Below are 15,607 nucleotides of genomic sequence, written 5' to 3'. Positions count from 1 at the left end.
GGCCAACGACATGTCCGGCACCCGTTATCCCCTTGAAGTCAATCCGCTGCTACCGGCCCGTCTGGCCCGCCTGGACGAGCTGGCCAACGACCTTCGCTACAGTTGGGATCGTCCTACGCGCGATCTCTTCGCGCAGTTGCACAACAAATTGTGGCGCGCTGTTGGTCATAGTCCCAAGGCCTTGCTCAAGCGCATCGACCAGCATCTTCTGGATGAAGCCGCGGAGAACTCGGAATTTCTCGGTTCCATGGCGCGGGTGCTTTCGGCTTATGACTCCTACCAGGTTCGTCCGTCACGGGAAATAGGTCCGCGCATGGCCGAAGGCGACCTGATCGCCTACTTCTGCGCAGAGTTCGGGTTTCACGAGAGTCTGCCGATATATTCCGGCGGTCTTGGCATCCTCGCGGGAGATCATTGCAAGACCGCCAGCGATATGCACCTGCCCTTTGTCGGGGTCGGCCTGCTCTATCGTCAGGGCTATTTTCAACAGACTATCGATGGCGAAGGCAGGCAGGCGGCGACTTATCACGATTCCGATTTCGATGAGTTGCCGGTGGCACCCGCCGTGCTTGATTCCGGCGAAGCATTGCACATTCAGGTCGAACTGCCGGGCCGCATGGTCGAGGTCAAGGTATGGCAGGTGCGGGTCGGCGTGGTCAAGCTTTATCTGCTCGATACCGACCTCGAACAGAATACGCCTCATGATCGCGATATTGCCCATCGCCTTTACGGTGGCGACCGCACCACACGCATCGAGCAGGAAATCATTCTCGGCATCGGCGGCGTGCGTGCCCTGAAGGTGCTGGGATTGCACCCTACGGTGTGGCACATCAATGAAGGCCACGCCGCCTTTCTGGTTCTGGAACGCATTCGGCAACTGGTGCGTCAGGGACTCGATTTCGACTCGGCGTTCGAGGCTGCTGCCAGCAACATGGTGTTTACTACCCACACTCCGGTTCCGGCCGGCCATGACCATTTCGCCGAGGACATGATCCGGCATTACTTCGAGAGTTGCGCCAACGAGATCGGCTGCAGTATCGAATCGCTGTTGGCGCTGGGTCGCGTTCAGGGACAACAAGAATTCAACATGACAACCCTGGCCCTGCGCAGTTCGTCCTACCACAATGCCGTCTCCCGCATCCACGGCGAAGTTTCCTCCAGAATTTGCAAGGATATCTGGCCGCAGATCGACCCGGATGATAATCCGATGGACTACGTTACGAATGGCATCCATGTCCCCAGCTTTCTGTCCGAACTGTGGCGCGACATATTCGACCGCGCCCCCGCTCCCGGCGGCTGGAGTCAGAACTTGACCGATGCCGGGTACTGGCAAGGGGTACATACCATTCCCGACCACCAATTCTGGAGCACACGTCAATCCATCAAGGCGCAGATGTTGCATCTGGTGCGCGCTCGCATCAGTGAGCAGCATGCCCGCAATCATGGCTCCCAAGCCCACCTGGACCGGCTGCTGAAACTGGCGGATCCCGACAATCCCAACGTGCTGACCATCGGCTTCGCGCGGCGCTTCGCTACCTACAAGCGGGCCACGCTGCTGTTCAAGAATCTTGACTGGCTGCGCCAGATCGTCTCGGACCCCGAGCGTCCTGTCGTATTCATATTTGCCGGCAAGGCCCATCCGGCTGACGAACCCGGCCAGGCAATGATTCGCCGCATCGCCGAAGTTGCAGCCATGCCAGAATTCGAAGCCCATATCCTTATGGTGGAAGGCTACGATCTGCACCTCAGCAGACGTTTGGTGGCGGGCGTGGATGTGTGGCTCAACAATCCCCTGTATCCGCTGGAGGCCTCCGGCACTTCCGGCATGAAGGCCGCCATCAACGGCGTCATCAACCTCTCGGTACTCGACGGCTGGTGGGGCGAAGGCTACCAGGGCGGCGACGGCGCCAACGGTTGGGCGATCAAACCGGTTTCCAGCAGTTATGATGAAAACCGCCGCGATTACGAAGAAGCTCGCACCTTCTACGAATTGCTTCAGGACAAGGTGTCTCCGCTCTACTATGATCGCAGCCCCATGGGTTATTCGCCCGGCTGGGTGGCCATGGCCAAGCGTTCCATCGCCACCATTGCGCCGCACTTCAATTCAATGCGCATGGTCAGCGAGTATGTGACCAAGTTTTATCAACCGGCTGCCAGGCGGTGGTCACACTGCAGGGAAAGTGATTATGCCTGCGCCCGCCGGCTTTCCGAGTGGAAGGCTCGAATAGGCGCCGCCTGGAGCGGCGTTACTCTGCGCTGGGCCGGAGAAAACATTCAGCGTCGTATTCGTTTCGGCGAGAGCATTCACATCGAAGTGGCGTTGCAACTGAACAAGCTGAAGCCGGATGATGTCAGGGTCGAGTTGCTGCTCAGCCGGCCCAACGCCGTGGTCCGGCCGCAACACTGCTTCAAATTGGCTCGTCAGGGACGGAACGCCGATGGCGAAGACATCTACGGTCTGGAGCTGACGCCCGATATCTGCGGCAAGATCGAGTACCGCATCCGCGTATATCCCCATCACGAACTGTTGCCGCATCCGTTCGAGATGGGCATGATGGTGTGGCTCTGAGGGTCCTTTTCGCCACCCCTGAGATCGCGCCCTGGGTCAAGACCGGTGGTCTGGGAGATGTGGCGGCATCGTTCGCCCTGGCGTTGCGCGACGAAGGGGTCGATTTGCGGGTGCTGGTGCCCTGCTATCCCGCGTTGCAAAAAAATTTCCCGGATGCACACGTCGTTGCCAAGTTGAAAAATCTGGGCGGCGAACTTCCCGACTCGGTTCTTCGCGCGGCAACAACGGCGGCGGGCGTCCCCCTGTTGCTGCTGGACAACGCCGCATGCTATCAGCGGCCCGGTAATCCTTACCTGGGGCCCGACGATCGCGACTGGGCTGACAATGACATACGCTTCGGCCTGCTCGGGCGTGTGGCGGCATGGCTCGGCAGCGACGCCTGCACGCTCGACTGGCGCTGCGACATCGTGCATTGCAACGACTGGCAGGCCGGCCTTGCGCCGGCCTATCTGCATTACCTGCCACAACGCCGCGCCCGCTCGGTCATCACCGTGCATAACCTTGCCTTTCAGGGCATTTTTGAAAAGCAGGCGCTAGCGCGGCTTGGCCTTCCCGACCATGCCTGGCATATCAACGGCGTCGAGTATTACGGCCGGCTTTCCTTTCTTAAAGCCGGGCTCCAGCATGCCGATGCAATAACGACCGTGAGCCCCTCCTATGCCAGGGAAATTCAGACTGAGGAAGGTGGCATGGGACTTGGTGGGCTGTTGCGCAGGCGCGCGGACAGCTTGGTCGGCATCCTCAACGGCATCGATACCAGGTTCTGGAATCCGGCCAGCGACGCATTCATCGATGTGCATTACGACAGCGAGCGAATCGAGGCCAAGGCCGCCAACAAGCTGGCCCTGCACCGCGAACTCGGACTCAATACGCGTGACGATGTTCCCCTGCTGGGGGTGGTGAGCCGGCTCACCAGGCAGAAAGGACTAGATCTTTTGCCCCCGATCGCGGATGCTCTGGCGAAGATTCCCGTCCAATTGGCGATATTGGGAAACGGCGAACCCGTGCTGGAGCAGCAACTGGTCAAGCTGGCACAGTGCCATCCCGGCATGTTTGCCACCACGATTGGATTTGACGAAAGGATGGCGCATCGCATTGAGGCCGGTGCCGATATATTTCTCATGCCTTCCCGCTTTGAGCCGTGCGGGCTGAACCAGATGTACAGCCTGCGTTACGGCACGCCTCCCATCGTGCGGGCAACCGGCGGACTCGCCGATACTGTCGTGGATTGCAATGCGGCGACGGCGCGCGACGGTAGCGCCAACGGCTTTGTGTTCAAGGAAGTTTCGTCAGTGCAATTTCTCGCTACGGTGCGCCGGGCAGTGAATGCCTGGCGCAACCCTGCCATGTGGCAGCGTCTGCAACGACAGGGCATGACTGCCGATTTCAGTTGGCAAAAGTCGGTGCGCAACTACGCGGATGTCTATGAAGAGCTGATGAGGTAGGGAAACCCCAGGTTGGTCAGGAAAAAGTGCCATCCTGGCCCCCGCCATTTCTGTGAATAAAATAAAACGAGACGCAAACACTGTCCCAGAGCGGGTCTCCGGGTTTTTTCGGTACGCCGGGCTTTAATCCAGTTTTCTTCTTGGGTATAATCGCGCCCTTTCCCGGTTTGTCCGGAAGTCAGGAAAGCCTACTTTACTTTCAGGGGTTTACCTCACCATGAGCGGTAACGAAAACATGGATTGCGGCCGGCGGCGCCTGTTGGTAGCGACCTCAGTCGCTGGTGGTGTTGCGGGGCTAACGGTAGCGACGCCGTTTGTTCTCAGCATGACCCCTTCCGAGCGGGCCAAATCCGCCGGTGCACCGGTCGAGGCCGATTTCAGCAAACTGGCCCCCGGTCAGATGATGACGGTCGAATGGCGCGGCAAGCCGGTATGGATCATCCGGCGCACCCCGGAAATGCTCGCATCGCTGAAAGAGACCGACGACAAGGTCAGCGATCCCCATTCGGAACGCCCCAACCAACCGGATTACGCGAAGAACGAAACACGTTCGATCAAGCCGGAATACATGGTGATGGTCGGCATTTGTACCCACCTTGGCTGCTCGCCGGCCGACAGGTTTACGACCGGGACCGAGTCCGGCATCAGCCCGGATTGGCCAGGCGGGTTTCTCTGCCCCTGCCACGGCTCGACCTTTGACTTCGCCGGCCGCGTGTACAAGAACAAGCCCGCCCCGGACAATCTGGTGGTGCCGCCCTACAAGTTCGTCGGCGATACCAAAATCGTCATCGGCGAAGACACTGCGACGGGAGCCTGAGCATGGCAAATACAAATCCGGATCGACCCGTGTTTACCGGCATCCCGGGCTGGCTCGATGCCCGCTTCCCGTCGGCATACGATTTCTATCGCGGCCACCTGGCGGGGTACTACGCGCCGAAGAACTTCAATTTCTGGTATTACTTCGGCTCGCTGGCGTTGCTGGTGCTGGTGATCCAGATCGTTACCGGCATTTTCCTGGTCATGCACTACAAGCCGGATGCTTCGCTCAATGCTTCCGGCGTGCCGGTCGCCTTCGCCAGCGTTGAATACATCATGCGCGACGTGCCCTGGGGCTGGTTGATCCGCTACATGCATTCCAGCGGCGCCTCGGCCTTCTTCATCCTGCTCTATGCCCACATGTTCCGCGGCTTGCTCTATGGTTCGTATCGCAATCCGCGCGAACTGGTGTGGATTTTCGGCATGATCCTGTTCCTGCTGCTGATGGCCGAAGGCTTCATGGGCTACCTGCTGCCGTGGGGCCAGTTGTCCTACTGGGGCGCCCAGGTCATCGTCAACATGTTCTCGGCGATTCCCGTGATCGGTTCGGATTTTGCGCTCTGGCTCCGTGGCGACTATGTCATCGGCGACGCGACGCTGAGCCGCTTCTTCTCCTTCCATGTGATCGCCCTGCCGCTGGTGCTGGTCGGCCTGGTCCTGGTGCATGTCCTGGCGCTGCATGATGTCGGCTCCAACAACCCCGACGGCGTCGAAATCAAGAAGCACAAGGACGCCAACGGCATACCGCTCGATGGCATCCCCTTCCATCCCTACTACACGGTGAAGGATATCGTCGGCGTGGCAGTCTTTCTGATGGTGTTTTCGGTCATCGTTTTCTTCCTGCCGGAAGGCGGCGGTTATTTCCTCGAGAACAACAACTTTGTTCCCGCCGATCCGTTTAAGGGGCCGCCGCACATTGCACCGGTGTGGTACTTCACCCCGTTTTATTCGATCCTGCGCGCCAACACCATCAACTTCTTCTGGATTGACGCCAAACTGTGGGGCATCGCCAGCATGGGGCTCTCGGTGATGATCTTCTTCCTGCTGCCCTGGCTGGATCGCAGCCCGGTCAAGTCGATCCGTTACAAAGGGCCGCTCTTCAAGACGGCGCTGGCCATTTTTGTGGTCGCGTTTCTAATGCTGGGTGTATTGGGAACGCAACCCCCGGAGCGGTGGAGCTGGGGGCCGCTAACAGCACAGATTTGCACCGTGCTGTATTTCCTCTTCTTCCTGCTGATGCCGATCTACAGCAAGCTCGACAAGTGCAAGCCGGAACCGGACCGGGTGACAGCGAAATGAAAAAGTTGCTGATCGCACTGTTGCTGGCGCCGTTGCTGGCGCTGGCCAATCCCGAGGCCCATCTGGACAAGGCGCCGGATCGCAGCGGCAACCAGGCCGCACTGCAAAATGGCGCCAGGATATTCATCAACTACTGCCTCAACTGTCACTCTGCCTCCTTCATGCGCTACAACCGGCTGCATGACATCGGACTCAATGACGAGCAGATCAGCGAGAACCTGCTGTTTACCGGCAACAAGGTGGGCGATCTGATGCGCACCGCGCTGCCGCGTCAGGATGCCAAGGTGATGTTCGGCGCCGCGCCACCCGACCTGACTCTGGTCGCCCGCGTCAGGGGCAGCGACTGGCTGTATACCTATTTGCGCGGCTTCTACCGCGACGATTCGCGTCCTTCGGGCTGGAACAACACGGTGTTCGCGAATGTCGGCATGCCGCATGTGTTGTGGGAGTTGCAAGGCGAACAAGAGCTTGGCAACGACCATGAACTGAAACTGGTCAAGCCAGGCAAGCTCTCGCCCGAGCAGTATGACGCTGCGGTGGCTGACCTGGTCGGCTACCTCAGGTACATGGGTGAACCGGTTGCCGGTTATCGCAAGTCACTGGGTCCGCTGGTACTGCTCGGCTTCGGCGTGTTTTTTATCTTTGCCTATGCTCTGAAGAAGGAGTACTGGAAAGATGTCCACTAAACCTTTGGGAATCGAGACTGCTATGGGGCATCGTGAAATGACATCACCCGCTGCGCGCAAGGTCGTGCGTGACGCCGACTATTCATGGGGCACCAGCGCCATGATGAATCTATATTCCGGAACGACGGATCCGTTCAGCCATCGTTGCCGCATTGTCCTCTACGAGAAGCAGATGGACTTTCAGGTCATTGACGTCGACCTGTTCAACAAGCCCGAGGACATTGCGGTCATCAATCCCTACAACCGCGTACCGGTGCTGGTGGACCGCGATCTGGTGCTCTACGAATCGAACATCATCAACGAGTACATCGACGAGCGTTTCCCGCATCCGCAGCTGATGCCGCCGGATCCGCAGACTCGCGCCCGTGCCCGCCAACTGCTGTACACCATGGAGCGTGAGTTGTTCAGCCATGTCGAGGTGCTGGAAAAGAATCTCAAATCGGCCGACAAGTCGCGCGCCCATATCCGCGATCGCCTGGCGGAACTGGCGCCGATGTTCCTCAAGCAGAAACATCTGCTGGGCGAAGATTTTTCGATGCTGGACGTGGCCATCGCCCCCCTGTTGTGGCGCCTTGACCATTACGCCATCGAATTGCCCAAGGTGGCGGCGCCGATCATGAAATACGCCGAACGCATCTTCTCGCGCCAGGGCTTCATTGACGCGCTGACGCCATCCGAGAAGATAATGCGTCGCTGAACGCGATGCATTTTCCTGCTCACGGCACCATCTCGACAATGGTTGCCTTTTCTCCCTCACCCCTAGCCCCTCTCCCACGGGGGGAGAGGGGAACTTCGTGAGTCGCTGCGCGACTTTATCGTCTTGACCCTGCCCTCCACCAAGCCCTACCTGATCCGCGCCATCCACGAATGGTGTCTGGATCAGGGCTTTACACCCTACCTGCAAGTGGCGGTGGATAGTCGTTCGCGCGTGCCGCGCGAGCATGTGCGCGACGGGCAGATCGTTCTCAACGTCGGCTCGGCGGCGACCAACCAGTTGATGCTGGGCAATGAAGAAATCCGGTTTCAGGCCCGTTTCAGCGGCGCCGTGTTTTCGGTGTTGGTACCAGTTGATGCTGTTCTGGCGATCTACGCCCGCGAGAACGGGCAGGGCATGGCTTTCGATGTCGCGTCTGTGGGGACGGCATCTGCGGAACATGGGCAGGCGCCGTTAGCGAATCCCCCAGCGCCTGATGACCCGCCTGATCCAAAACCACTGGCAGGCGGTCGCTCGCATCTGACGCGCATCAAATAGATTGCGCCTAACGCGCATGGTCGCGTGCCACATCAGGGCATGAAAGGGCGCAAAAGCATGAAGGCCCGCCCCCCTACCTCGCCCCGCGAGGGAGGTGACTACCAGCTCGCTACGCTCGATAGGAAACAAATCATTTCGTTTTACGCTCTATCGCGCTAAGGCATAATTTCGACATATTCGTAAATCTCGGCATCGGTGATCTGCTTTCTTACCGACAGCGCCAGGCGCGAGAACCAGCCATGCGGATCATGCCGATCGACTTCGCGGCCGATAAATTTGACCAGTTCGCAGATTGGTTCCACTACGTTGCGGCGATAGCGCTCGTCATTCTTGACGTAGCCCAGGTAAAGATTCTTCATGCAGTTGCAGCGGCACCAGGAAAAGGCTTCGCAGCCCTCGCAGGGCATGGAGGTGGTGGGCTGCAAGGGACTCTTCTTCAACCAGTTGCTCTGGATTTCGCCCATCTTCATCTCCGCGGCATACATCATGTCGGGGCAGGGGAATATCTCGCCGTTCGGCATGACATTGACGAGGTGGGTGGATACCCGGCACTGGGTCAGCCCGGCATACAGTTCACGGCCGCGCGTCGGCAGCACCTTGTTGCGCACGATGCCCATCAGCGGCACCAGCGGGTAGAGCGTGTCAGTGCGCGAGAAGAACTTGTCGATTAGCCGTACCAGCACCGCTTTGCGCTTCTCCAGCGAGTCGCCGCCGTACATTTCATCGGCGACAAACTGCCAGTAAAGATAGTCGACGGCTTCGATGGCGGTCGCCAGTTCGTCCAGTTCCTCGAAGCTTGTGTCCGGGTTGCCCCAGGTGACGCGCGCGGTGATGGTGCCGCCGACGCGCTCATGGATGTGGCCAAGGTTGCGGATGACCTTGCGCCAGATACCGCGGCCGCGGTAATCGTCCGTCGTCTGTTCGCCACCATCTATGGACACCAGGATGTTGGAGAAGCGCGCCAACATCCAGTCGGGCAGATCGTCAAGCAGCGTGCCATTGGTCTGGAGCTGGTAACGGAATTCGGGGAAACGCCGCATCACCTGCTGCATCATTTTCTGGTTGAGCGTGGGTTCGCCGCCGTAGAAGGTGACGTAGATTTCCTTGCCGGCGAGATGTTTTTCGACGAAGGCGGCCAACTGGTCGATGTCATATTTGAGCTCGGTCTGTGAACCCAGCACCTCGCCTACGCCGAGCGAACAGTAGGTACATTTCAGGTTGCATTTGAGTGTCGTCAGCAGTTGCAGTTCGACGCGGTTGCCGGCAATGGGATCGATATCCGAGTCCGGCGCGGGCGCCGGACGTATGGCTTCAAGAGTATGGGTAGGCAAGGTTTTCTCCTCCGGGCCAAAAAACTGAGCCGCGATGCAGGGCATTGCGGCGGCAGGGGTCAGACGGCGGCAGGGAGGAGCGGAGGGCCGGTCTTGTGCGCGGCGATGACGCCAAAACGCAGCCAGGCCGCGGCCACGCTGGGCGCGACGATGCGGGAACGCAGGCAGGCGGAGAGGTGGGCAGTCATGGAGGATGAATTTTGTTTTCCCGATTATTCGCGTGCGATTCTATATCACCAAGACCATATCACGCGTCTGCCAGGCAGCAGGGATACGCGGTTTATCGGGAATCTTCAGTGGATCAATCAAGGTATACTTAAATCCACGTCAGCCAAAGCATCAGACAGGGCGCTTTTATTTTGATCAATTTCCGCCAGTTGCCGGTTCCTCGATCCCATCCATGTATCTGAGTTACTTTGGCTTAACCGAAGCACCTTTCTCCATAGCGCCAGACCCGCGCTATCTTTATATGACGCGGGGCCATCAAGAGGCGCTCGCGCATCTGCTTTATGGCGTGAACGGGGATGGTGGATTCGTGCTGCTCACGGGTGAGGTCGGGGCGGGCAAGACCACCGTGTGCCGCTGCCTGATCGAGCAAATTCCCGACTCCTGCGATGTGGCCTATGTCTTTAATCCCAAGCTGACTGTGGAGGAATTGCTCTCTGTTGTTTGCCTGGAATTGGGCATCGCCAGCCCGCCCGGAAACACCAGCATCGGCGTATTCGTTGATTGCATCAATGCTTACCTGCTCGATGCCAATGCCAAGGGCCGGCACACGGTGCTGATCATTGATGAAGCGCAGAATCTTTCCGCCGAAGTTCTGGAGCAGATGCGTCTGCTTACCAATCTTGAAACCAATCAGCGCAAGCTGCTGCAGATCATCCTGCTGGGTCAGCCGGAACTGGCGGAGATGCTCGATCGGCCTGGATTGCGGCAGCTCGCGCAACGCATCGTCGCGCGCTATCACCTGGGAGCTCTGGCCAAGTCCGAGGTAGCCGCATACGTGCAACATCGCCTCGACGTATCGGGCAACCAACGGCAGATTTTCCCCAAGGCGCTCATGGGCCAACTGTATCGCCTGAGCAAGGGCGTACCGCGGATCATCAACGTGCTTTGCGACCGGGCGCTGCTGGGAACCTACACGCAAGGAAAGGAGCGGGTGGATCATGCGACTCTTGCTCAGGCAGCACGTGAAGTGTTCGGGCAGCGAACGGTGCACAGGCGCACCCTGTGGCGCACCGCTGTAGCGGCACTGTTGATTGCAACAAGCGGCGCACTGGCACTTGGTGCCTATCGGTGGACACAGCATGACAGCAAGACTGCGGCAGTAACGCCCGCGACTGTAAGAGCCGCGGCAACACCGGCGGCAAAGCTGGACGCGGCTGGCTCGACCCCAACTGCGCCGGTGGCTGAAAAACCAGCGCAGGTGCTGGCATGGCCGCAAAGCGTGCCGCGCACGAACAGCAGGTCGATGGCTTATGCAGCGCTATTCCAGACATGGAAAATGGACTATGAGGGCGGGGATGCCTGCCAGCAGGCCACAAGGGCAGGCTTGCACTGTCGTGTGGCGCGCGGCGGACTGGGGGAACTGCGCGAAATGAATCTGCCCGCGGTGATGCACATGAAGGATGAGCAAGGCCAAGAGTTCTATGTCACGCTGACCCGGCTTAACGGCAACACGGCCACCCTTGCAGTCGGAGGCAAAAGCAGGACAATAGCGCTGGAAGCCTTGGCAGACCAATGGTCCGGACACTACACCGTTATGTGGCGCATGCCCCCGCAAGTCCAGGAACATATCCGGTTCGGTGAACGCGGTGCGGCGGTAGCATGGCTAAGCCAGATGCTCCCAAAGGGGCAAGGCAGCGCCGCGCAGACCAGCGGGGAGCCTGTGTTCGACGATGCCATGACGCGGCGGATCAGGCAGTTCCAACTTGCTCAGGGATTGATACCCGACGGGGTTATCGGACCGCAGACCCTGATCCGCTTGAGTGCGTTATCCGATCAAGCGGCGCCGCAACTCACTCCCGGGCAAGGGAAAAAGTAGGCATGTCATATATCCTCGATGCTCTCAAGAAATCCGACCAGCAGCGCCGGCGCGGGGTGGCGCCGACACTGCTGGCACCGCAGCTAACGGCGGCAGTGTCCGAACGTCGCTTGTCGAAGTTTCATGTTCTGCTGGCTGTGCTGCTGATAACTGCCGGCATCGTGATCGGCGCTTTGCGTCCGTGGCAGGGCGAACAACCGGCTTCAATTCCGGCATCGGCAATGGTTGTTCAAGCGGCAAGGCCACCTGTAGCGATGACACTACCAGAATCAAATCCGCCCCCATCTCCAGCCTCGGTGCAAGCGCAATCGCCCTTGCATTCGGAACAGGAGATACCGGCGCAGAAACCTGCGACGGCAACGCTTCCGGCCCCTGTCGCACAGCCTCCCAACCCAATCGCGGTCTCTGTTCCGCCATCTGCGGCCGGAAAGCCTGAGGTGTCCGCCGCTGCCGCTACTACTCAAGAGCAAACAGTGATGACTATGGCAGAATTGCCACTATCGATCCAGCAGGAAATCCCGAAAATGACGATTACGGTCCATGCCTATTCACGCACATCCAAAGAGCGTCTGTTGGGCATCAATGATCGGATGTTGCGGGAAGGCGATTACCTTATACCGGGCCTGATGCTGGAGCAGATAACGCCGGAAGGCATGATCATGAACTACAAGGGCTACCGCTTTCGGCACGGCGTGCGCTAGTCCCTGTTTTACACAAAGGCAGATTGCGATCTGCCTTTGATTCCATATCGGTCAGTGCTTCTTCTTCTCCGCCTGTTTCTGCATCTCTGCAACTTTCGCGGCTGTAGCTTTGTTCTGCTTGGCGATCACCAGGGTCTTGAGCTTCTCGTAGACCGCACGCGATACGATGTTGCGGGTTGTGAGATGGGCCTTGGTGAGGTAAGGCCGGCCGGCGATGATCTTGTCGGCTTCCGTGTCACTGATACCCGGAAGCGTCATCAACTCCTTTTTTTCAGCGCTGTTGATGTCGACAAGCTTGACCTTTGCGACGGGTTTGCGCTTGGTCTCGCTCACGACGCTATTTGGGCTCGCTTTGGTCTTGCTGGTTGCTGCCTGCGGCGCATCTGCCTTGTTGTCGGCAAAGGACGGGGTAACGCCCAGCGACAGTACTGTCGCAGCAGCCAAGGCGACAGAGATAAAATGATATTTCATAAAATTTCCTTTTGAATGAACTTGCGTTTTAATTCAGGCAGTCTTGTCTTGACAAAAAATAACCCGGATACATTATCGCATCCGGGTTAGCTTTTGGCGCTGTTGCCGGGGCACGGCGAACCGTGCCCGGCTTTTTTCACGATCGACTACTTCGCATGCATGGCCTTGATATCCGCAATTTGGCCGGAGAGGTGGCAAATCGTGCACTGCTCGGTAGTAGCAAGAGCTGCAGTGCGCCCCGCATAAAGCGAACCGCCGTTCGCCCTCATGTGGGCTTGCGCCACAGTGCTGTCGTGGCAAGCGAAGCATGCCGTTGCAATCGGCGAGTTCACCAAGGTCGTGCCCGCGGCGGCGGTAATTACCTGTGTGCCGGCGTTATAGCTGAAACCCGAGCCATAGTCGGTGTCCAGCGTGATGTACGGCGAGAATGCAAACAAGGACAAAGCGCTGGCTGTGGACGAGAATATACCCGTTGCCACTGTCCGGTACAGTCGATTGGGCAGGGCACCGGCCGATGCGGCGGCGCTGAAGTCATAGGTGCCGGGCAAATGGCAGGTTTCGCACTTGTTGAGAATGCCCGGATAACCAATTTTCCAGAAGCCGTCGGTAGTGGAAGAGGCATGCCAAGTGAAATCCATCCCGCGCTTCGCTGCCGCATGGATCGCGTGGACAAAGCTCGTAGAGTCCGCCGACCAACCCGAACTGGTTCTGTTCGGATTGTGGCACCAGGAACAGGTCGTGCCGTCGTTGCGCTGTCCGGCGTGGAAATTGTCTTCAGTGAACACCCCGAGTTCCTGGTGGCACTTGTTGCAGCGCGCATCTTCGACGATCGCCCGGCGCCCGGTATAGCCGCTGGCCACCTTCTGCTGATCGGGCGCGACGACGATCAGGCCGCCCGTTGCGTTGGGCATGCCCGCGGTCAGTCCGCTTCCCGTCGCGGCCGTGACCGGATAATTTGAGAGATTCGTCTGCGTGAGCGGCAGGGTGGACTTCACGTTGTACGAATACCCCATGCCGCCGGTCAGCATCACCGCGCTCGCCGGTATGGTGATGCCGGTAAGGGTCGCGGTGTAGAAGCCGTTGGCGTCAGGGCCGGTCAGGGTGCCGGCACCGGTGCCCGTGGCGGTACCGTTCCAAAGGCTCCGCAGGTAGCTGGACACGGAGGCGTTGAAATCAGCCGGGGCGGCGATGCCATCCTGCGGCACGGCGAACACGAAGTACACGCTGGGCGCACCCATGAAGTTGTCCCAGATTTCCTTCTGTCCCGTCGCGGGGTTCGGTGTCGCGGTCGCGAAAGTGTTGAAGGGTGTTGCTACCCCGTTTTGCAGCATCCTGAAGACCATTACCGGCTGGTTGCTCGCATTCTTGGAAACGCTGTTGATTTCATAGGTGACCTTGATCGCGCCTGCTGGCACGTTGCTCGTGTTTGACGCGATCCAAGCGGCGTTGGTATTGGAGTTGGTGCCGCCCAACAGGAGCGAATTGGTCGGGTTTGGCGGCGTCACCGGTATGTGGTTTACCGCGATGGTCGTCGCATCATGGCATAGTGCGCATTGCGAATCATCCGCCTTGGCGCCGCCGACGTGGCCAGGAAAGGCTCCATTCAGCGTTTCGCCGCCGCCGGTCGCGAAATTGATGCCATCATGGCAGGCGCCGCAGGCCGAACGGTTGGGCACGTTCTTCCAGTTGTCGCCCTGTGCCGTGGCGCTTGCCGCGCCGGCCGTACCGTCGTGGCACTTGGTGCAATTGCGGATATCCTGCGGGAACTTGCAGGCTTCTTCGTACCTGACGCCCCCATAGTTATAGCCGGCTTTTAGCAGGAATTCGCTCATGTGGATCTTGTGGATATGCGGGGCCAGCTTTCCGACCGCGAGGCCGTTGATCCGGTAGGTGCTCAGACCGTCATAATTGCCATCGGCAAGGACCACCGCTTCCGTCCGCCCGTACTTGCGCTGTTCGGTATGGCAGACCACGCAGTACTCGACCTTGTTGCGATTGCCGCCATGGAAGGTGGCATCGGAAGCTTCCGCCGAGGCAGTGGGGAAGCCGCCAAGGTTCTGGTGGCAATCATTGCATTTCTGCGTCGAGGCGATATCGCGCCCGGACGCCGTTACGGCTGCGCCGGTGGCCGGGGTGAAGTCATAGATCGCGTTCGCCGGATTGGCCAATAAAACCCCCGGGGTCACCTGAACGGCGTTAGGCGTGTTGGTGCCGGTGCCGGGGGCGTTGCCGGAAAGCTGGATTGACACACGATGGACCAAGGTGGGATCGAAGGTCAGATCATCCAGGTCCGCGGCAACGTTAGGGGCGGTCAGCGTCGCTGCCGCAACGTCATCCTTGGCCTTGGTGATGTCCCTATAGAACGTATAGGTGTAAGTACCATCGCCATGATCTACCAGCGTACCGGTATTGTCGGTGGTCGGCCGTGTCGGAACCGAGGCGGTAATGGCGCCGGTGGTCGCGTTCTTGGTTGGCACTGTGGTCACGATGTAGCTCACCCACCTGCTCGGGGCGGTGCCCGTGCCGGGGACCAGTTTGGCCAGGGCGAAGGAAAGATTGGCATAGCCGGGCACTGTGGCGGTCGCGCTTTGCGATGTATTGCCCAGCCCCACGACCGGGTTGCCAGCAGCAGTTATCACCGTGAAATTGACGACGGGGGGACTGGCGATGGTAACGCTTTGCACTGTAACCTGGGGTGCAAGCGCTGCCCAGGCCGCAGTGGCAGCCTCAGTGACAGGAGCGGAGTTGCTGGCCAGCGTAACTGGGCCGGTACCGGCATCCTTGCCCGGAGGACCCGCCGGCCCCGCCGGACCCTGCGCACCCGTTGCGCCGGGGGAACCGTCACTGCCGTTGTCGCCGCTGCAAGCGGCCAAGGTGCCGACCATCAGTGTTATCAAGCCCAGCCGGGCCAGTGCAGTGATCTTCATTGTGTTCTCCGTTATCGTTAGAAGTCTGATTGTTGTAGTCAATGAGGCCGTGAATCAAGTCAGATT

General features: G+C 59.2%; 12 protein-coding genes. 9 read left to right on the top strand and 3 right to left on the bottom strand.

All coding sequences use genetic code 11. The features are described from left to right. Nucleotides 1-10 precede the first annotated feature (10 nt). The 7 genes from glgP to K5E80_RS07045 all read left to right on the top strand — a co-directional run bounded on the left by glgP (nucleotide 11) and on the right by K5E80_RS07045 (nucleotide 8,067). Nucleotides 11-2,569 carry an alpha-glucan family phosphorylase gene (gene glgP / locus K5E80_RS07075; RefSeq protein ID WP_220635492.1) on the top strand — a complete coding sequence of 853 codons (2,559 nt, stop codon included), beginning with the start codon at nucleotides 11-13 and terminating at the stop codon, nucleotides 2,567-2,569. Beyond that, complete coding sequence (gene glgA, locus K5E80_RS07070) at nucleotides 2,560-4,014, top strand: glycogen synthase GlgA (protein WP_220635491.1); 1,455 nt, start codon at nucleotides 2,560-2,562, stop codon at nucleotides 4,012-4,014. Before glgP ends, glgA begins: the two co-directional genes overlap by 10 nt. Nucleotides 4,015-4,231: 217 nt before the next feature. Continuing rightward, entirely contained in the window at nucleotides 4,232-4,831 is a 600-nt protein-coding gene (petA, locus tag K5E80_RS07065; RefSeq protein ID WP_220635490.1) for a ubiquinol-cytochrome c reductase iron-sulfur subunit, read from the top strand. 2 nt (nucleotides 4,832-4,833) lie between these two features. Beyond that, nucleotides 4,834-6,129: a cytochrome b gene (locus K5E80_RS07060; protein WP_220635489.1), complete on the top strand. Its 1,296-nt coding sequence runs from the start codon at nucleotides 4,834-4,836 to the stop codon at nucleotides 6,127-6,129. After that, nucleotides 6,126-6,815 (top strand): cytochrome c1, encoded by a 690-nt coding sequence (locus K5E80_RS07055; RefSeq protein WP_220635488.1) that lies wholly within the window; start codon nucleotides 6,126-6,128, stop codon nucleotides 6,813-6,815. Before K5E80_RS07060 ends, K5E80_RS07055 begins: the two co-directional genes overlap by 4 nt. 100 nt (nucleotides 6,816-6,915) lie before the next feature. Beyond that, nucleotides 6,916-7,512 carry a glutathione S-transferase N-terminal domain-containing protein gene (locus K5E80_RS07050; protein ID WP_220637256.1) on the top strand — a complete coding sequence of 199 codons (597 nt, stop codon included), beginning with the start codon at nucleotides 6,916-6,918 and terminating at the stop codon, nucleotides 7,510-7,512. Between the two features lie 123 nt (nucleotides 7,513-7,635). After that, a complete protein-coding gene (locus K5E80_RS07045; protein WP_220635487.1) occupies nucleotides 7,636-8,067 on the top strand; it encodes a ClpXP protease specificity-enhancing factor in 432 nt (143 codons plus the stop codon). Nucleotides 8,068-8,222: 155 nt separating this feature from the next. Here K5E80_RS07045 and K5E80_RS07040 read toward each other — a convergent pair whose 3' ends face one another. After that, on the bottom strand, nucleotides 8,223-9,398 hold the full coding sequence (locus K5E80_RS07040) for a radical SAM/SPASM domain-containing protein (RefSeq protein WP_220635486.1): 1,176 nt from the start codon (nucleotides 9,396-9,398) through the stop codon (nucleotides 8,223-8,225). A 400-nt stretch (nucleotides 9,399-9,798) separates the two neighbouring features. Here K5E80_RS07040 and K5E80_RS07035 point away from each other — a divergent pair, with 400 nt between their 5' ends. Beyond that, the gene (locus tag K5E80_RS07035; protein ID WP_220635485.1) at nucleotides 9,799-11,442 is read left to right on the top strand and encodes an AAA family ATPase; all 1,644 of its coding nucleotides are present in this window, start codon (nucleotides 9,799-9,801) and stop codon (nucleotides 11,440-11,442) included. A 2-nt stretch (nucleotides 11,443-11,444) separates the two neighbouring features. Further along, nucleotides 11,445-12,143: a general secretion pathway protein GspB gene (locus K5E80_RS07030; protein WP_220635484.1), complete on the top strand. Its 699-nt coding sequence runs from the start codon at nucleotides 11,445-11,447 to the stop codon at nucleotides 12,141-12,143. A 51-nt stretch (nucleotides 12,144-12,194) separates the two neighbouring features. On the opposite strand, the gene K5E80_RS07025 is transcribed toward K5E80_RS07030, so the two are convergent. Both K5E80_RS07025 and K5E80_RS07020 read right to left on the bottom strand, forming a co-directional pair. Next, a complete protein-coding gene (locus K5E80_RS07025) occupies nucleotides 12,195-12,614 on the bottom strand; it encodes a ComEA family DNA-binding protein (RefSeq protein WP_220635483.1) in 420 nt (139 codons plus the stop codon). Nucleotides 12,615-12,760: 146 nt separating this feature from the next. Continuing rightward, nucleotides 12,761-15,541: an OmcA/MtrC family decaheme c-type cytochrome gene (locus tag K5E80_RS07020; RefSeq protein ID WP_220635482.1), complete on the bottom strand. Its 2,781-nt coding sequence runs from the start codon at nucleotides 15,539-15,541 to the stop codon at nucleotides 12,761-12,763. Nucleotides 15,542-15,607 lie beyond the last annotated feature (66 nt).

Origin of the sequence: Georgfuchsia toluolica, assembly GCF_907163265.1 — a bacterium.
GTDB lineage: Bacteria > Pseudomonadota > Gammaproteobacteria > Burkholderiales > Rhodocyclaceae > Georgfuchsia > Georgfuchsia toluolica.
This window is presented reverse-complemented; position numbering and strand designations above follow the sequence as displayed.